The organism is Streptomyces sp. MS06 (assembly GCF_047200655.1).
Taxonomy (GTDB): domain Bacteria; phylum Actinomycetota; class Actinomycetes; order Streptomycetales; family Streptomycetaceae; genus Streptomyces.
Map to the genome: position 1 here is coordinate 51,500 of NZ_JBJZOJ010000039.1, position 16,715 is coordinate 68,214.

14 protein-coding genes and 1 pseudogene are annotated in these 16,715 nt (G+C 73.8%); 11 read left to right on the forward strand and 4 right to left on the reverse strand.

Going from position 1 to position 16,715, the window contains the following annotated elements:
* On the reverse strand, window positions 1-1,692 hold the full coding sequence (gene paaN, locus ACL02U_RS21175) for a phenylacetic acid degradation protein PaaN (RefSeq protein ID WP_412792442.1): 1,692 nt from the start codon (window positions 1,690-1,692) through the stop codon (window positions 1-3).
* Between the two features lie 213 nt (window positions 1,693-1,905).
* Here paaN and ACL02U_RS21180 point away from each other — a divergent pair, with 213 nt between their 5' ends.
* Window positions 1,906-3,432: a 3-hydroxyacyl-CoA dehydrogenase gene (locus ACL02U_RS21180; protein ID WP_412792443.1), complete on the forward strand. Its 1,527-nt coding sequence runs from the start codon at window positions 1,906-1,908 to the stop codon at window positions 3,430-3,432.
* On the forward strand, window positions 3,429-4,016 hold the full coding sequence (locus tag ACL02U_RS21185; RefSeq protein WP_412792444.1) for a TetR/AcrR family transcriptional regulator: 588 nt from the start codon (window positions 3,429-3,431) through the stop codon (window positions 4,014-4,016). Before ACL02U_RS21180 ends, ACL02U_RS21185 begins: the two co-directional genes overlap by 4 nt.
* A gap of 26 nt (window positions 4,017-4,042) precedes the next feature.
* On the opposite strand, the gene ACL02U_RS21190 is transcribed toward ACL02U_RS21185, so the two are convergent.
* On the reverse strand, window positions 4,043-4,528 hold the full coding sequence (locus ACL02U_RS21190; RefSeq protein WP_412792457.1) for an Lrp/AsnC family transcriptional regulator: 486 nt from the start codon (window positions 4,526-4,528) through the stop codon (window positions 4,043-4,045).
* A 188-nt stretch (window positions 4,529-4,716) separates the two neighbouring features.
* Here ACL02U_RS21190 and pdhA point away from each other — a divergent pair, with 188 nt between their 5' ends.
* The 5 genes from pdhA to ACL02U_RS21215 all read left to right on the forward strand — a co-directional run bounded on the left by pdhA (window position 4,717) and on the right by ACL02U_RS21215 (window position 10,912).
* Window positions 4,717-5,853 carry a pyruvate dehydrogenase (acetyl-transferring) E1 component subunit alpha gene (gene pdhA / locus ACL02U_RS21195; protein ID WP_412792445.1) on the forward strand — a complete coding sequence of 379 codons (1,137 nt, stop codon included), beginning with the start codon at window positions 4,717-4,719 and terminating at the stop codon, window positions 5,851-5,853.
* A complete protein-coding gene (locus tag ACL02U_RS21200) occupies window positions 5,850-6,854 on the forward strand; it encodes an alpha-ketoacid dehydrogenase subunit beta (protein ID WP_412792446.1) in 1,005 nt (334 codons plus the stop codon). The genes pdhA and ACL02U_RS21200 overlap by 4 nt, the downstream gene beginning before the upstream one ends.
* Complete coding sequence (locus ACL02U_RS21205) at window positions 6,854-8,341, forward strand: dihydrolipoamide acetyltransferase family protein (RefSeq protein ID WP_412792447.1); 1,488 nt, start codon at window positions 6,854-6,856, stop codon at window positions 8,339-8,341. The genes ACL02U_RS21200 and ACL02U_RS21205 overlap by 1 nt, the downstream gene beginning before the upstream one ends.
* Window positions 8,342-8,414: 73 nt before the next feature.
* Window positions 8,415-9,548 (forward strand): NTP transferase domain-containing protein, encoded by a 1,134-nt coding sequence (locus ACL02U_RS21210; protein WP_412792448.1) that lies wholly within the window; start codon window positions 8,415-8,417, stop codon window positions 9,546-9,548.
* Window positions 9,545-10,912: a molybdopterin molybdotransferase MoeA gene (locus ACL02U_RS21215; protein ID WP_412792449.1), complete on the forward strand. Its 1,368-nt coding sequence runs from the start codon at window positions 9,545-9,547 to the stop codon at window positions 10,910-10,912. The genes ACL02U_RS21210 and ACL02U_RS21215 overlap by 4 nt, the downstream gene beginning before the upstream one ends.
* 201 nt (window positions 10,913-11,113) lie before the next feature.
* Here ACL02U_RS21215 and ACL02U_RS21220 read toward each other — a convergent pair whose 3' ends face one another.
* Window positions 11,114-12,232, reverse strand: coding sequence for a potassium channel family protein (locus tag ACL02U_RS21220; protein ID WP_412792450.1), 1,119 nt, complete (start codon window positions 12,230-12,232; stop codon window positions 11,114-11,116).
* A 98-nt stretch (window positions 12,233-12,330) separates the two neighbouring features.
* Between ACL02U_RS21220 and ACL02U_RS21225 the strand changes: the two are divergent.
* The 3 genes and pseudogenes from ACL02U_RS21225 to ACL02U_RS21235 all read left to right on the forward strand — a co-directional run.
* Window positions 12,331-12,999: pseudogene (locus ACL02U_RS21225) on the forward strand (potassium channel family protein); the annotation flags it as partial.
* Between the two features lie 213 nt (window positions 13,000-13,212).
* Window positions 13,213-14,193, forward strand: coding sequence for an NAD(P)H-quinone oxidoreductase (locus ACL02U_RS21230; protein ID WP_412792451.1), 981 nt, complete (start codon window positions 13,213-13,215; stop codon window positions 14,191-14,193).
* Between the two features lie 412 nt (window positions 14,194-14,605).
* The gene (locus ACL02U_RS21235; protein ID WP_412792452.1) at window positions 14,606-15,154 is read left to right on the forward strand and encodes a hypothetical protein; all 549 of its coding nucleotides are present in this window, start codon (window positions 14,606-14,608) and stop codon (window positions 15,152-15,154) included.
* A gap of 310 nt (window positions 15,155-15,464) precedes the next feature.
* On the opposite strand, the gene ACL02U_RS21240 is transcribed toward ACL02U_RS21235, so the two are convergent.
* On the reverse strand, window positions 15,465-15,974 hold the full coding sequence (locus ACL02U_RS21240) for a hypothetical protein (protein WP_412792453.1): 510 nt from the start codon (window positions 15,972-15,974) through the stop codon (window positions 15,465-15,467).
* Between the two features lie 243 nt (window positions 15,975-16,217).
* Here ACL02U_RS21240 and ACL02U_RS21245 point away from each other — a divergent pair.
* Window positions 16,218-16,715, forward strand: a 498-nt coding sequence (locus ACL02U_RS21245; protein WP_412792454.1) for a bacterial proteasome activator family protein, incomplete at its 3' end; no start/stop codon positions are given.

The following is a 16,715-nucleotide window of genomic DNA, read 5'->3' on the forward strand; positions in this document are numbered from 1 at the left end:
CTACTGCTCCCGGCGGACCTCGACGACGCGGAAGCGGTTCGCCACGAACGCGCCGTCGCACAGGGCCGCGTTGGCCGCCGGGTTGCCGCCGGAGCCGTGGAAGTCGGAGAAGGCGGCGGTCTGGTTGACGTACACCCCGCCGGTGAGGTTGAGGGAGAGCTGGGCGGCCTCGTCCAGGCAGACCTCCTGGATTGCCTGCTCGACCTCTCCGTCGGTGGTGTAGGCGCCGACGGTCATGGCGCCCTTCTCGCGGATCGTGCGCCGCAGCAGGTCCAGCGCGTCGGCGGTGGAGTCCATGGCGACGGCGAAGGAGACCGGTCCGAAGCACTCGCTCAGGTAGGCGGCCTCGGTGTCCGGTTTGGCGCCGTCCAGCTTGACGATCACGGGCGTGCGCACGACCGCGTCGGGGAATTCGGGGTGGGTGACGCTGCGGGAGGCGAGGGCGACCTCGCCCAGGCCGGAGGCTGCCTCCAGGCGGGTCTTCACGTCCGGGTTGACGAGGGCGCCGAGCAGGGCGTTGGCGCGTGCGTCGTCGCCGAGCAGACCGTCGACGGCCTTCGCCAGATCGGCCACGACCTCGTCGAAGCTCTTCGGTCCCGCGTCGGTGCGGATGCCGTCCCGGGGGATCAGCAGGTTCTGCGGGGTGGTGCACATCTGGCCGCTGTACAGCGACAGCGAGAACGCCAGGTTGGACAGCATGCCCCGGTAGTCGTCCGTCGACTCCACCACGACGGTGTTGACGCCGGCCTTCTCGGTGTAGACCTGGGCCTGGCGGGCGTTGGCCTCCAGCCAGTCGCCGAAGGCGGTCGAGCCGGTGTAGTCGATGATGCGGATCTCGGGCCGGGTGGCGAGGGTCTTGGCGATGCCCTCGCCGGGCCGCTCGGCGGCCAGGGCGACGAGGTCGGCGTCGAAGCCCGCCTCGGCGAGCACCTGCCGCGCGATCTGCACGGTGAGCGCCAGCGGCAGCACCGCGCGCGGGTGCGGCTTGACCAGGACCGCGTTGCCGGTGGCCAGGGAGGCGAACAGGCCCGGGTAGCCGTTCCAGGTGGGGAAGGTGTTGCAGCCGATCACCAGGCCGATGCCGCGCGCGACCGGGGTGAACTGCTTGGTCAGCGCGAGCGGCTCCCGCTTGCCCTGCGGCTTGGTCCACTCCGCGGTGTCGGGGGTGCGGACCTGCTCCGCGTACGCGTACGCCACGGCCTCCAGGCCGCGGTCCTGGGCATGGGGGCCGCCGGCCTGGAGGGCCATCATGAAGGCCTGTCCGGAGGTGTGCATGACCGCGTGCGCGAACTCGTGCGTGCGGTCGCTGATCCGCTTGAGGATCTCCACGCACACCAGGGCGCGGACCTCCGCGCCCGCGTCGCGCCAGGAGCGCCGGGCCGCGTCCATGGCGGGCAGCAGGACGTCGAGGTCGGCGTGCGGGTAGGTGACGCCGAGCTCCACGCCGTAGGGCGAGACCTCGCCGCCCACCCAGTCGTCGGTACCGGGCTGGCCGAGGTCGAGGCGGGTACCCAGGAGGGCGTCGAACGCCGCCTTGCCGGCCGCCGCGTCCAGGCTGCCGTGCTCCCCGTAGGCCTTGGGGTGTTCGGGGTGCGGGGACCAGTACGCGCGGGTGCGGATCGCTTCGAGTGCCTGGTCGAGCGTGGGCCGGTGCTTGGCGATCAGCTCGTGCGCGGTGAGTTCGGCGGCCATGCGGGACCAACTCCTCGTTTCAAGAACTCTTCGTCGAGCTCATGACCTCGGCGGTACAGGGGCAGGGCGGTCGGGCGGGCGGCGCGAGGCGCCTCGTCCCGGCTGCGGACGGGCTGACGTACGGGCCAGCCAGAGTTAGAGTAACCGAACGATCGGTCGGGACAAGGGGGCCTGCCGCATCTGTGGAAAACCCCGTGCGGGAGGATCGCGCTCATGACAGCACTCGACCTCAGCAGCCCCGTGGCCGTCGTCGGCACCGGCACCATGGGCCAGGGCATCGCCCAGGTCGCACTGGTCGCCGGCCATCCCGTGCGGCTGTACGACGCCGCGGCAGGGCGGGCCCGGGAAGCGGCCGACGCGATCGGCGCACGTCTCGACCGGCTCGTCGAGAAGGGCCGGCTGAGCGGCGCGGACCGGGACGCGGCACGCGCCCGGCTGACGGCCGCCGACAGCCTCGCCGAACTCGCCGGCTGCGGACTGGTCGTCGAGGCCGTCCTGGAGCGGCTGGACGTCAAGCAGGACCTCTTCCGCGCGCTGGAGGACGTCGTCGCCGAGGACTGCCTGCTCGCCACCAACACCTCCTCCCTGTCGATCGCGGCCATCGGCGGTGCCCTGCGCGCACCGGGCCGCTTCGTCGGACTGCACTTCTTCAACCCGGCGCCGCTGCTGCCGCTGGTGGAGGTCGTCTCCGGGTCCGCCACCGACGTCACTTCGGCCACCCGCGCGTACGAGACCGCCCGCGCCTGGGGCAAGACCCCGGTCGCCTGCGCCGACACGCCCGGATTCATCGTCAACCGCATCGCCCGACCCTTCTACGCCGAGGCCTTCGCCGTCCACGAGGCGCAGGGCGCCGACCCGGCCACCGTGGACGCGGTGCTGCGCGAGTGCGGGGGCTTCCGGATGGGCGCCTTCGAACTGACCGACCTGATCGGGCAGGACGTCAACGAGTCGGTCACCCACTCGGTGTGGCAGTCCTTCTTCCAGGACGTCCGCTTCACCCCCTCGCTCGCGCAGCGGCGCCTGGTCGAGGCCGGGCGGCTGGGCCGCAAGAGCGGACAGGGCTGGTACGACTACCGCGAGGGGGAACAGGGCGCCGAGGTGCCCGAGCCGCACACTGCGGAGCGGCGGCAGCCGCCCGCCCACGTGGTCGCCGAGGGGGACCTCGGCCCTGCGGCGGCGCTGCTCGCGCTGATCCGCGAGGCGGGCATCGAGGTCCGCGAGGAGGACGAGGACAACGGCACCCGCCTGGTGCTGCCCGGGGGCGGGCAGCTCGCGCTCGCCGACGGGCAGACCTCGGTGGAGTTCCGCGATGTGGTCTATTTCGACCTGGCGCTCGACTACCGCGCGGCCACCCGCATCGCCCTGTCCGCCTCCCAGGACACCTCCCCGCGGACCCTCGCCGAGGCCGTCGGCCTCTTCCAGGCGCTGGGCAAGGACGTCAGCGTGATCGGCGACGTACCCGGCATGATCGTGGCCCGTACGGTCGCGCGGATCATCGACCTGGCGTACGACGCCGTCGCCAAGGGCGTGGCCACCGAGGGCGACATCGACACCGCGATGCGCCTGGGCGTCAACTACCCGCTGGGACCCTTCGAGTGGAGTCGGCGACTGGGCCGCGAGTGGGCCTACGCCCTCCTGGACGACCTCCACCTGCGTGACCCGTCGGGGCGCTACGCGCCCTCCCTCGCGCTCTACCGGCACGCGCACGCCTCGGACAAGCGGGAGGGCACCACCCCATGACCACCGCCAAGCGTGACACGTACACCCCGCAGTCGCTGCTCTCGGTCGCCGTGCGGGTCTTCAACGAGCGCGGCTACGACGGCACCTCCATGGAGCACCTGTCCAAGGCCGCCGGCATCTCCAAGTCGTCGATCTACCATCACGTCTCCGGCAAGGAGGAGCTGCTGCGCCGCGCCGTCAGCCGCGCCCTGGACGGGCTCTTCGGAATTCTGGAGGAGGAGCCCGCGCTTGCCGGGCGCGCCGCCGAACGGCTGGAGTACGTGGTGCGGCGCATGGTCGAGGTGCTGATCCGCGAGCTCCCCTACGTGACGCTGCTGCTGCGGGTGCGGGGCAACACCGCGACCGAGCGGTGGGCGCTGGAGCGGCGCCGGGAGTTCGACCACCGGGTCGCCGGGCTGCTGCGGGCGGCCGCCGACGACGGCGACGTCCGCGCGGACGTCGAGGTGCGGCTCGCCACCAGGCTGGTCTTCGGGATGATCAACTCGGTGGTCGAGTGGTACCGGCCGGACGGCAGGGGCGCCGGCGAGCGGGAAGTGGGGGACGCCGTGGTGCGTCTGGTGTTCACCGGGCTGCGCGGCGGCTGAACCTCCGGGGCGGCCGGCCCGCGGGGTCAGCCCTGCGGTTCCAGGTCCTCCTCCTCGAACACCAGCAGCGTGCGGGTGCCGAGCACCTCGGGGATGGCCTGGAGCCGGGTCAGCACCACCTCGCGCAGCGCCCTGTTGTCGGGGGTGTGGACGAGCAGCAGCACGTCGAAGTCCCCTCCCACCAGCGCGATGTGCGCGGCGCCGGGCAGCCGCCGCAACTGCTCGCGCACCGTGCGCCAGGAGTTCTGCACGATCCTCAGCGTGATGTACGCGGAAGTCCCGTGGCCGGCCCGCTCATGGTCGACGCGGGCCCCGAAACCGCGGATGACGCCGTCCTCGACGAGGCGGTTGATGCGCGCGTAGGCGTTGGCGCGGGAGACGTGCACCCGTTCGGCCACCGACCGTATCGAGGCCCGGCCGTCCACCTGCAGCATTCTCAGGATGTCCTGGTCGATGGCGTCGAGCGGCCGCGGGGGAGGCAGGAGGGGCCCGCCGTCCGGACCGTCGGCCATTTGTTCAGAAGCCATGTCCCCCCGCCTCTCCGCCGTGGACGTCCTGCATTCATCTCAGGTTGTGGAGAACCGTTTGTCCACAGCCTGGGGCCACCTGTAGCCAAAATGTGCCGGCGACCGAACAATCGGTAGGTGAGGCGCGTCACAGACGCCGCGCCTGCACAGCCGCTCCCACAGGAGGTGCCGTCATGACGGTCATGGAGCAGCGGGGCGCTTATCAGCCCTCCCCGCCGCCCGCCTGGCAGCCCCGCACGGATCCCGCACCCCTGCTGCCGGACGCCGAGCCCTACCGCGTCCTCGGCACCGAGGCGGCCGCCAAGGCCGACCCCGCGCTGCTGCGCAGCCTCTACGCCGAGCTGGTGCGAGGTCGCCGGTACAACGTGCAGGCCACCGCGCTCACCAAGCAGGGCCGCCTCGCCGTCTACCCCTCCAGCACCGGCCAGGAGGCCTGCGAGGTCGCGGCCGCGCTCGCACTCCGGGAGCAGGACTGGCTCTTCCCCAGCTACCGCGACACCCTGGCCGCCGTGGCCCGCGGAGTGGACCCCGTCGACGCGCTCACCCTGCTGCGCGGCGACTGGCACACCGGCTACGACCCCCGGGCGCACCGCGTCGCCCCCCTCAGCACCCCGCTCGCCACCCAGTTGCCGCACGCCGTGGGCCTCGCCCACGCCGCCCGGCTGAAGGGCGACGACGTGGTCGCGCTCGCCATGGTCGGCGACGGCGGCACCAGCGAGGGCGACTTCCACGAAGCGCTCAACTTCGCCGCCGTCTGGCAGGCCCCGGTCGTCTTCCTGGTCCAGAACAACGGCTTCGCCATCTCGGTTCCGCTCGCCAAGCAGACCGCAGCCCCCTCCCTGGCCCACAAGGCCGTCGGATACGGCATGCCCGGCCGGCTGGTCGACGGAAACGACGCCGCCGCGGTGCACGAGGTCCTCTCCGACGCGGTACGGCACGCACGCGAGGGCGGCGGTCCCACCCTGGTGGAGGCGATCACCTACCGCGTCGACGCGCACACCAACGCCGACGACGCCACCCGCTACCGGGGCGAGGCCGAGGTGGAGGCCTGGCGGGACCACGATCCGGTCGTGCTGCTGGAGCGGGAGCTGACCGAGCGCGGACTGATCGACGAGGACCGCATCGAGACCGCCCGCCAGGACGCGGAGAGCTTCGCCGCAGGGCTGCGCGAGCGCATGAACCAGGACCCGCAGCTCGACCCGATGGACCTGTTCGACCACATCTACGCCGAGCGCACCGGCCAGCTGCGCGAGCAGCGCGCCCAGTTGCGCGCCGAGCTGGAGGCCGAGCAGGAGGGGAACCACCGATGACCACCGTCGCCGTCAAGCCGGCCACCATGGCCCAGGCCCTCACCCGGGCGCTCCGCGACGCGATGGCCGATGACCCGGCCGTGCACGTCCTGGGAGAGGACGTCGGCACCCTCGGCGGAGTGTTCCGGGTCACCGACGGGCTCGCCGCGGAGTTCGGCGACGACCGCTGCACCGACACCCCGCTGGCCGAGGCCGGCATCCTCGGCGCGGCGGTCGGCATGGCGATGTACGGGCTGCGCCCGGTGGTCGAGATGCAGTTCGACGCCTTCGCCTACCCGGCGTTCGAGCAGCTCGTCAGCCATGTCTCCCGGATGCGCAACCGCACCCGCGGCCAGCTCCCGCTGCCGATCACCGTCCGTATTCCGTACGGCGGCGGCATCGGCGGCGTGGAGCACCACAGCGACTCCTCCGAGGCGTACTACATGGCGACGCCGGGACTCCACGTCGTCACGCCCGCCACCGTCGCCGACGCCTACGGGATGCTGCGCGAGGCCATCGCCTCCGACGACCCGGTCGTCTTCCTCGAACCCAAGCGCCTGTACTGGTCCAAGGACTCCTGGAACCCCGAGGAACCGGCCTCCGTCGCGCCGATAGGCCGCGCGGCGGTGCGGCGCTCGGGGCGGAGCGCCACACTGATCACGTACGGTCCGTCCGTGCCGGTCTGCCTCGAGGCCGCGGAGGCGGCACGTGCCGAGGGCTGGGACCTGGAGGTCGTCGACCTGCGCTCCCTGGTGCCGTTCGACGACGAGACGGTCTGCGCGTCGGTGCGGCGCACCGGACGTGCGGTCGTCGTGCACGAGTCGGGCGGGTTCGGCGGCCCGGGAGGGGAGATCGCGGCGCGGGTCACCGAGCGCTGCTTCCACCACCTGGAGGCGCCGGTGCTGCGGGTGGCCGGGTTCGACATCCCGTATCCGCCGCCGATGCTGGAGAGGCACCATCTTCCCGGTGTCGACCGCATCCTGGACGCGGTGGCGCGTCTGCAATGGGAGGCCGAAGGCTGATGGCACAGGTGCTGGAGTTCAAGCTCCCCGACCTCGGGGAGGGGCTGACCGAGGCGGAGATCGTGCGCTGGCTGGTCGAGGTCGGCGAGGTCGTCGCCGTCGACCAGCCGGTCGTGGAGGTCGAGACGGCCAAGGCGATGGTCGAGGTGCCCTGCCCCTACGGCGGTGTGGTCACCGCGCGCTTCGGCGAGGAGGGCGAGGAGCTGCCGGTCGGCGCCCCGCTGCTGACGGTCGCGGTGGGCGCCTCCGCCTCCGACGGGCCGTCCCCGGCAGCGGGCGGCGAGCACGCCGTCCGCGGCACGGCTTCGGCCGACGGCGGTACCGGCTCCCACGGCGGCGCGGGCTCCGCGGCCGGCCAGGGCGCGGGCGAGAGCTCCGGGAACGTCCTCGTGGGCTACGGCACCGGGGCGCCCCCGGCGCGCCGCCGACGGGTGCGGCCTTCCCCGCCCGCGCATGCCGTGTCGGTCCCGGCCACCGCGGACGCCGTCCCGCAGGCCCCAGTCGCGGCCGCGGCGGGAAGCCCGGCACAGGACGGACCGGTCCCGGTGATCTCCCCGCTGGTACGGCGGCTCGCCCGGGAGAACGACCTGGACCTTCGGGAACTGCACGGGTCGGGTCCCGACGGACTGATCCTGCGGGCGGACGTGGAGTACGCCCTGCAGGCCGCCGCCACCCAGAGCCGGACGGCGCCGCCCGCGCAGTCGGCCCGGCGGACCGTCCCGCAGCCCCAGACCGAGCCGCGGCCCCAGGCCGCGCCGCAGCCGCGTCCGGCGGCCCGTCCGTCCTCCGCACCGGTGGGCGGTGTCCGCGTCCCCCTCAAGGGCGTGCGCGGGGCCGTCGCGGACAAGCTGTCCCGCAGCCGCCGCGAGATACCGGACGCGACCTGCTGGGTGGACGCCGACGCCACGGAGCTGATGCGGGCACGGACCGCGATGAACGCGGCCGGGGGGGCGAAGATCTCCCTGCTGGCGCTGCTGGCCCGGATCTGCACCGCCGCGCTCGGCCGGTTCCCCGAGCTGAACTCCTACGTCGACACGGAGGCCCGGGAGGTCGTCCAGCTCGACCAGGTCCACCTTGGGTTCGCCGCGCAGACCGACCGTGGCCTGGTCGTGCCCGTCGTGCGGGACGCGCACGCACGCGACGCCGAGTCGCTGACCGCGGAGTTCGCCCGGCTGACCGAGGCGGCCCGGTTGGGCAGCCTGACCCCGGGAGACCTCACCGGAGGCACGTTCACGCTGAACAACTACGGGGTGTTCGGCGTCGACGGGTCCACGCCGATCATCAACCATCCCGAGGCGGCCATGCTGGGCGTCGGCCGCATCATCCCCAAGCCGTGGGTGCACGAGGGAGAGCTGGCGGTGCGGCAGGTCGTCGAGCTGGCACTCACCTTCGACCACCGGGTCTGCGACGGCGGCACGGCAGGCGGTTTCCTGCGCTACGTGGCGGACTGCGTCGAACAGCCGGCGGTGCTGCTGCGCACACTGTGACCGGCACGCGCCACCGAGGCCTGCGGGCACCCCGATCTCCCCGGTGCTCGGCGGCTGCCCGCATACTCGGAGGGTGACTGCCCACCAGCCGCCCGGCGCGCACGGCGCCGGTCCCGCCTCCGCGCCGGCCGACGCCGCTGCCGTGCGCGCCTACGACGCCGTCGTCCTCGCTGGCGGCGCCGCGCGGCGGCTCGGCGGCACCGACAAACCCGGCGTGGCCGTCGGTGGGCGCGCCCTGCTCGACCGGGTGCTGGCCGCCTGTGCGGGCGCCCGCACCACGGTCGTCGTCGCGGAGCCCCGCCCCACCGCGCGGCCCGTCCACTGGGCTCGCGAGGAACCGCCGGGTGGCGGGCCGCTCGCCGCGCTCGACGCCGGGCTGCGGCGGACGACGGCGCCGCACGTCCTCGTGCTCTCCGCCGACCTGCCGTTCCTCGACCAGCCGACGGTGCGGCGGCTGCTCGCCGCCCTGCGGGAGACCGGCGCCGACGGCGCGCTGCTCACCGATGCGGAAGGACGCGACCAGCCTCTCGTGGCCGCCTACCGCGCTTCCGCCCTGCGCGGCGGCCTCGCCGCTCTCACCCGCACCCCGGGCGCCGGACGGCGCACCTCCGCCCGGGCCGCCGCGCCCGCCGTCCACCCCTCGGCGGCGACCGCCGCCGCCAGCACCGGCGCTTCGACCTCTGGCGCTTCGACCCCCGGCGCCTCGACCCCTGGCGCTTCGACTCCCGGCGCCGACGCCGTGGTGCCCGCCGTCCCGTCGGGCACCGGGCTGGCCGGGATGCCGTTGCGCAGGCTGACCGACGGTCTCGACCTCACCCGCGTCCCCGACCCCGTCGCGTCGTTCGACTGCGACACCTGGGACGACATCGCCGCCGCAAGAGCACGCATCAGGGAGCATGGGCACGTGTTGGACGAATGGATTTCCGCAGTCAAGGACGAGCTGGGCATCGAACTCGACGTCGACACCGGCGCGCTGCTCGACCTCGCCCGCGATGCCGCACACGGTGTGGCCCGGCCCGCGGCCCCGCTGACCACCTTCCTCGTCGGCTATGCGGCCGCTCGGGCCCAAGGGGGGCCCGACGCCGTAGCCGAGGCGGTACGCAAGGCCTCGGCCCTCGCCCAGCGCTGGGCGAGCGAGGCAGCCGCCGAAGGCCGGCCCGACACGGCCCCCGGCGCCGGGACCGACACCCGCCCGGACGCCGGATGAGCGGCTCCGGTGTCCGGGGCGGCCGGGACGCCGAGGACCTCGACGTCGAGGAGGCGCTCGCCCTCGTGAAGGACAGCAACGGCCCGGGTGGCCGGATGCCGTCTCCCGCCACCGGTGACTCCTCCGCGGCGCACGGCCGTCCCGGGGCGCACGACCGGCACCGGGCCACCCCCTGGCGCCAGGCGCGGGCGATCGCGGCGCGGGCGGGGCGGCAGCGTGCGGTGCGCCGCCGTGGTGTCGCCGTCTCTCTGGACGAAGCCCTGGGGCTCGTCCTCGCCTCCCCCCTCGCCGCGCTCACCGACCTGCCCTCGTTCGACACCTCCGCGATGGACGGCTGGGCGGTGGCCGGCCCCGGCCCCTGGGCCCTGCGCGACACCGGCATCCTCGCCGGGCACGCGGCCCCCGAACCTCTCGCCGACGGCGAGGCCGTCCGCATCGCCACCGGTGCCCGCATTCCCCCGGACACCACCGCGGTGCTGCGCAGCGAGCACGGCCGCACCGACGGCACGCGGCGCCTGCACCCCACCAGGGACATGGTTCACGGGCAGGACATCCGCCCGCGCGGCCAGGAATGCCGCAGCGGCGACCAGTTGCTGTCCGCCGGTACCCCGGTCACCCCGCCCGTCCTCGGTCTCGCCGCGGCCGCCGGGTACGACACCGTCACGGTCGTGCCCCGACCGCGCGCCGAGGTACTGATCCTCGGTGACGAACTGCTCACCGAGGGCCTGCCGCACGACGGACTGATCCGGGATGCGCTGGGCCCGATGCTTCCGCCCTGGCTGCGGTCGCTCGGCGCCGAGGTCACCGCCGTCCGGCGGATCGGCGACGACGCGGAGGCGCTGTACCGGGCCGTGGCCGGTTCCGAGGCAGACCTGATCGTCACCACCGGCGGTACCGCGGCCGGCCCGGTCGACCACGTCCACCCCGTCCTGCGCCGCACGGGTGCAGACCTCCTGGTGGACGGCGTCAAGGTGCGCCCGGGGCACCCCATGCTGCTGGCCCGGACCGGGGAGGAGCAGCACCTGGTGGGTCTGCCCGGCAACCCCCTCGCGGCCGTCTCCGGCCTGCTCACGCTGGCCGCTCCCCTGCTGTGCGAGCTGTCGGCCCGCCCTGTACCGGAGCCGTACACGCTTCCGCTGCGCGACGCGGTGCACGGGCATCCCCACGACACCCGTCTCGTCCCCGTCGTGCTGCACGGCGGCGGTACCGTTCCGCTGCACTACAACGGCCCGGCCATGCTCCGAGGCGTCGCGGCGGCCGACGCGCTCGCGGTCGTGCCTCCGGGCGGGTCCGAGAGGGCGGCAGAGGTGGAGTTGCTCGACCTGCCGTGGGTGGGCGGCGGCTCCGAAGCCTGTTTCACGTGAAACATCCGTATCGTTCCGGGGGCGGGTGAAACCGGCGGTATCGCCGTGTTCCCCGTTGAGTCCTTTTCCCGGGCGGTCTCTTCCGAGCGGGGCACCCATCGGACCAACTGGCGCGACCAGCGTGTCCGGTGCGATTAGCACCTCCGGGTGCGTCCGGTGCGTCCGGTGCGTCCGGTGCGTCGGGCGTATTCGGGCAGCGGCTCAGTCCTCCGACGGCTGGGGAAGCGCACGGCTCACGACGATCAGGCGGTCACCGGCCCGCAACTCCCCGAGCCGGGGGTCGTCATGGCCCAGCAGCTGAGCGTCGCGTACGACGGCAAGCACCAGTTCCGCACAGGCACGCGGCGCCAGGCCCACCTCCTCCGGTGCCACCGGCCGGTCCACCAGGTCGAGCCTGCTGCCGAGGGTCATGAGGTCCTCCAGGGTGCGGGCCACCGCGGGGCTCGCCATGGCCACTCCGAGCAGGCGGCCGGCGGAGCTGGAGGTGGTGACGACGGTGTCGGCACCGGACTGCTTGAGCAGCGGCGCGTTCTCGTCCTCGCGTACCGCGGCGACGATCGTGGCGTGCGGGTTGAGCTGACGGGCGGTGAGCGTGATGAGCGTGGCGGTGTCGTCGCGCTGCGGGGCGACGATCACCTGGGAGGCGAGCGGCAGTTCGGCCTTGAGCAGGGTCTCGGAGCGCGTGGCGTCCCCGCTCACGGCCACCAGACCGTCGTCGGCGGCGATGTCGGCGGCCTTGCGCTGGGCGTCCACGACGACGATCCGGTGCCGGGGCACGCCCTGGCCGACCAGCGTTCGGACGGCATGCCGCCCCTTGGTGCCGTAACCGATGACCACGATGTGCCGCCGGAGGCGGGACCTCCAGCGGTGGATGCGGACCTGCCGCCGGGTGCGTTCCGTCAGGATCTCCAGTGTGGTTCCGACCAGGATGATCAGGAACAGCACCCGGAGCGGCGTGATGACCAGGATGTTGATGAGCCGCGCGCCGTCGCTGACCGGGGTGATGTCGCCGTAACCGGTGGTGGAGAGGGTGACGGTGGCGTAGTAGGCGGCGTCGAGGAAGTCCACGGAGCCGTCGGAACTGTCGCGATAGCCGGAGCGGTCGAGGTAGACGATCAGCGTGGTCGCGGCCAGCACGATCAGCGCCAGTGCGAGCCTCCGCAGCACCTGGAGCAGCGGAGGTACGGTGCTCTGCACCGGCAGGGTGATGGAGCGGCCCGCTTCGACGTCCTCGCGGGCTTCCGTCTGCGAGTGGTACCACAGGGACCTCAACAACGAGATGCGCCCCTGGCCGTGCTGCCGATGCGGTTCGACCCTCATCGCGTGCCCCCTGCGTCTGGGTGCCGTCCGGACGGCACCATGGTTGCCGACCGGGGGGTACCCGGAGCGGTGCAACACGTGCGGCGGCACGACACGTCTGGAGGCCCATGGTGCGCGATCACACCGTCGTCGTCGGTTTCGGGACCAAGGGCCGCTCCGCGGTCCGGGCCGTCTGTGCGACAGGGTTGCGGAAAGGCCAGGTCGTCGTCCTCGACGCGAGTACGAGGGCAGTCGACTCCGCGATCGCCGAGGGCTACGCGGGCGTGGTCGGGGACGGGACGCGCAGTGACGTGCTGCGGCGCGCGGAAGTGCACCGCGCCGAGCGGATCGTCGTCGCGCCCGAACGCGACGACACCGCGGTCCTGGTGACCTTGACGGCCCGGCAGCTCAACCCGACGGCGAAGATCGTCGCCACGGTGCGCGAGGAGGAGAACGCGCAACTGCTGCGCCAGTCCGGTGCCGACGAGGTCATCGTCAGTGCGGGCGCGGCCGGACGGCTGCTCGGCGTGGCCGTGCTCAGCCCTTCGGCCGGGCTGGTCATGCAGGACCTCATCCAGCCGGGCACCGGACTCGACCTGGTGGAACGGCCGGTCACCAAGGCCGAGGCGGGGCTCTCGCCGCGGGAGACGGCCGACCTGGTGGTGAGCGTGGTCCGCGGTCACCGGGTCCTCGGTTACGACGATCCGTCGATCGGTGTCCTGGAGCCGACGGACCGGGTGATCACCATCGTCCGCGCATCGGACCCGCGGGCCGGGCGGCCGGGCTGAACCGCGCTTGCGCCAGGCCTCGTTCCGCGGCGACCGCCCGGCGACCGCCCGGCGACCGCCCGGCGACCGCCCGGCGTCGGACCGGCCACGGGCCGGCACCCGGCCGTTTCGACGGCCCCTGGCTGTTCGACGGCACCTCGCCGATCGACGGCACCCGGCTGTTCGACGGCACCTTCGCGGCACGGCGGCGCCCCGGGCGGTAGCGTCCTGCCCATGCATGCGATCACGATTCCCGAACCTGGTGGGCCCGAGGCGCTGGTGTGGGACGAGGTCCCCGACCCCGTACCGGGCGAGGGTGAAGTCCTGGTCGAGGTGGCGGCCAGCGCCGTCAACCGGGCCGACATCCTTCAGCGGCAGGGTTTCTACAACCCGCCGCCGGGCGCCTCTCCGTACCCGGGGCTGGAGTGCTCGGGGCGCATCGCCGGGATCGGCCCCGGAGTCTCCGGCTGGACCGTCGGCGACGAGGTCTGCGCGCTGCTCGCCGGAGGCGGCTACGCCGAGAAGGTCGCCGTGCCGGCCGGCCAGTTGCTGCCCGTGCCGGAGGGCGTCGGGCTGCGGCGGGCCGCTGCGCTGCCCGAGGTGGTCTGCACCGTCTGGTCCAACGTCTTCATGGTCGCCCATCTCCGCCCCGGCGAGACGCTGCTCGTGCACGGGGGATCCAGCGGCATCGGCACGATGGCGATCCAACTCGCGAAGGCGGTCGGCGCGAAGGTGGCCGTCACCGCGGGGACCAAGGAGAAGCTGGAGTACTGCGCCGAGCTGGGCGCGGACATCCTGATCAACTACCGGGAGCAGGACTTCGTCGCCGAGCTCGGTGAGGCCACCGGCGGTGCGGGGGCCGACGTCATCCTCGACAACATGGGCGCGAAGTACCTCGACCGAAACGTCCGGGCCCTGGCGGTCAACGGCCGGCTTGCCATCATCGGAATGCAGGGCGGAGTGAAGGGCGAGCTCAACATCGGTGCGCTGCTGAGCAAGCGGGCCGCGATCAGCGCCACCTCCCTGCGGGCCCGTCCGCTCGACGAGAAGGCGGCCATCGTGGCCGCCGTGCGGGAGCACGTCTGGCCGCTGATTGCCGCCGGGCAGGTGCGTCCGGTCGTCGATCGCGAACTCCCGATGAGCGAGGCGCCCGCCGCGCACGAGGTCCTGGAGGGCAGCGGCCACATCGGGAAGGTCCTGCTGACCGCACCCTGAGCCGACCCGCACGGACGAGGACGGCCGGGGAGGAACCGAGCCGCCCGCCTGCGTCGAAGCCCTCCCGTCACCGGCGGGAGGGCTTCGACGCGGGCGGGCAGTCTACGGGCGGGCAGTTCGCGGGCGGATCGGACGGGGACCTGGCCGGGAACGGGCCGGATCGGCCTGGGATCCGGCCGGGAACGGGTCAATCCGGCTGGGACCGGTCCGGTGGTGCGGTCGGGACCAGGTCCGGGGCGCGGCCGGGACCGGTCCGGGCGCGCCCCGGGCGCGGTGAGTAGGGCGACTCATGTGCGCCGGGCCGCGGGCAGGCAGGCTGCGCGGTATGAGGTCTGGCAGAGGGATGCGGACGGCGCTTCACCTCCTCCATGTCTGGGCGGTGACGGCGACTGTCGTGCCGGCGTGCGGAACCATGCTGCTCATAGAGGCCTGGGCCGACGGGGCCGGAGCGGGGCTGCTGGTGCTCGCCCTGTCCGTGCCCCTGCTGGTGGCCCTTCTGATGGCGACCGGGTATTCCGGCGCGACGGGTCGTTCCGCTGTGCGGCTCGGCTCGGCGCGGCGACGGCTGGGCTGGGCGGCGTTGGTGTGCGTCCTGGGAACGCTCGGCGTGCTGGCGGGTCTGGCCGCCTACCGCGGCGGCCTGGGCTTCGGCTTCGGTGGCATCGTTGCCCGTAGCGCGATGATCGGGGTGCCGTACGCCGTGGTCGCGGCCTTCTTCGTCCCGGACCGGTGGGTGCGGCTGGGGGCGGTGGCGGTCCTGGCCGCCGGGGTCGCCTACGGCGGTCTCCTCGGCCCGACGCAGGTAGGGGAGCGCGCGGACGCGGCGGAGGCGGCGCGGTACCGGGCCCGCACGGAACTCCTGTACGCGAGGGACACGCCGCCCGGGATGTGGGCGGCCCGCGCCGATGCGCGTCCCGGCTCGTTCGGCGTCGGGTACCACTCCGTCCGGCACAAGGAGTAGGTGGCCGTCTCGGTGCGCCCGCCGCGCGCGCCCGAGCCCCGGTGCCCCCGGCCGGCGGCGGAGGACGCGACCTGCACGGTGGACGGGCACGGAGAGCCGACCGCCGTCCGCGCTCTCGCCCACGGTTCCCGCAAGGTCACCCCGACCCGCTCCCGGGGCGGCGTGGAGGCCGAGATCACCGGCCGGACACTCGACGAGTCCGCCCTGAGCCGTCTGCTGGACCCCCTGCACACCCGCAGTCGGACGAGGAGCCGGGGCAACCGGCGCAGGACGGGGTGCTCCGCGGGTGAACCGGTCGCGAGGCGGTTGCCTAGCCGCGCCGTACCCGCAGTCCGACGAGGGCCAGCCCCAGGCCGAGTCCGACCAGTACCAGCCCGCTGCCCAGGGGCAGGACGCTCAGCACGGGCGTCGCCGGACCCTCGTCGTGGTCGCCGGCGCGCGGTGCGGACCGGGCGGGGGTTTCGGACGCCGCCGGGGACCCGGGCGGCCGCGTTGCGGAGGACGGAGCGTCTCCGGCCGCCCCGGGCGGCAGATCGGCAGCTGCCGGGTTGCCCGCGGCGTCGAACGGTCCCGGAGTCTCCTCCGGCCGTCCCGGACGCTGCCGGCCCTCTCCGGCCCTGCTCCCCGCCAGCGAGGCCTGCGGGGAGGGCACGGAGACGGGCGCCAGGACGGAACCCGGCGAAGGAGCGGGCGCGGTGCCGTGGGCGGGGCCCGTCCCCGGCGACGCGGCCGCCGCCCCGGCGCAGCCCAGCGCCACGAGGGCGGACAGCCCGGCCGCCGGCAGGGCCGTCGCCCTCAGTGCGCGCAGCCTCGGTATCACGTCCTCAGACTCACACCGGTCCGCGCTCCCGGCATTCCGGACTCCGCCGACAGGCCGACCCCGGCGCCTGGTCCGGGTGGGGCGGGGCGCGGTGCGTACGCCCGGGGCGGGGTCCGCGGGCGCGGGCCGGGGCGGTCCCGGCGGACGAGCTTGCCGGGCCGGGGTGGCCCCCGCCCCGGCGGACGAGCTGCCGGGGCGGGGGCACCCCGGTGGTGAGGTGCGGGCGTGCGAGAGAATGACGGTATGGAGATGCCGAGGAACGACAGATCGCCGGAGAACGCCCAGAAGATCCTGGTCGTGGGCCAGGACGGCATGGCGCTCGGTGGCATCGACGGGGACGACGACTCCCACGAGACACCGGTGACGGACCAGGTCGAGCAGCCGGCGAAGGTGATGCGGATCGGCAGCATGATCAAGCAGCTGCTCGAGGAGGTGCGGGCGGCTCCGCTGGACGAGGCCAGCCGGGCCAGGCTCAAGGAGATCCACTCCAGCTCGGTGAAGGAACTGGAGGACGGACTGGCTCCGGAGCTGGTGCAGGAGCTGGAGCGGCTCTCCCTGCCCTTCACGGACGACAAGACTCCGTCCGACGCCGAGCTGCGCATCGCCCAGGCTCAGCTGGTCGGATGGCTGGAAGGGCTGTTCCACGGGATCCAGACGACGCTGTTCGCGCAGCAGATGGCGGCGCGGGCCCAGCTCGAGCAGATGCGCCGTGGGCCGCCCCCCAGGGGGAGGGAAAAGGGA

What these genes read in the sequence shown, in the direction of transcription:
- paaN (WP_412792442.1), bottom strand. Translation starts at nt 1,692, where the DNA reads ATGGCCGCCGAACTCACCGCGCACGAGCTGATCGCCAAGCACCGGCCC.
- ACL02U_RS21180 (WP_412792443.1), top strand. Translation starts at nt 1,906, where the DNA reads ATGACAGCACTCGACCTCAGCAGCCCCGTGGCCGTCGTCGGCACCGGC.
- ACL02U_RS21185 (WP_412792444.1), top strand. Translation starts at nt 3,429, where the DNA reads ATGACCACCGCCAAGCGTGACACGTACACCCCGCAGTCGCTGCTCTCG.
- ACL02U_RS21190 (WP_412792457.1), bottom strand. Translation starts at nt 4,528, where the DNA reads ATGGCCGACGGTCCGGACGGCGGGCCCCTCCTGCCTCCCCCGCGGCCG.
- pdhA (WP_412792445.1), top strand. Translation starts at nt 4,717, where the DNA reads ATGACGGTCATGGAGCAGCGGGGCGCTTATCAGCCCTCCCCGCCGCCC.
- ACL02U_RS21200 (WP_412792446.1), top strand. Translation starts at nt 5,850, where the DNA reads ATGACCACCGTCGCCGTCAAGCCGGCCACCATGGCCCAGGCCCTCACC.
- ACL02U_RS21205 (WP_412792447.1), top strand. Translation starts at nt 6,854, where the DNA reads ATGGCACAGGTGCTGGAGTTCAAGCTCCCCGACCTCGGGGAGGGGCTG.
- ACL02U_RS21215 (WP_412792449.1), top strand. Translation starts at nt 9,545, where the DNA reads ATGAGCGGCTCCGGTGTCCGGGGCGGCCGGGACGCCGAGGACCTCGAC.
- ACL02U_RS21220 (WP_412792450.1), bottom strand. Translation starts at nt 12,232, where the DNA reads ATGAGGGTCGAACCGCATCGGCAGCACGGCCAGGGGCGCATCTCGTTG.
- ACL02U_RS21230 (WP_412792451.1), top strand. Translation starts at nt 13,213, where the DNA reads ATGCATGCGATCACGATTCCCGAACCTGGTGGGCCCGAGGCGCTGGTG.
- ACL02U_RS21235 (WP_412792452.1), top strand. Translation starts at nt 14,606, where the DNA reads ATGCTGCTCATAGAGGCCTGGGCCGACGGGGCCGGAGCGGGGCTGCTG.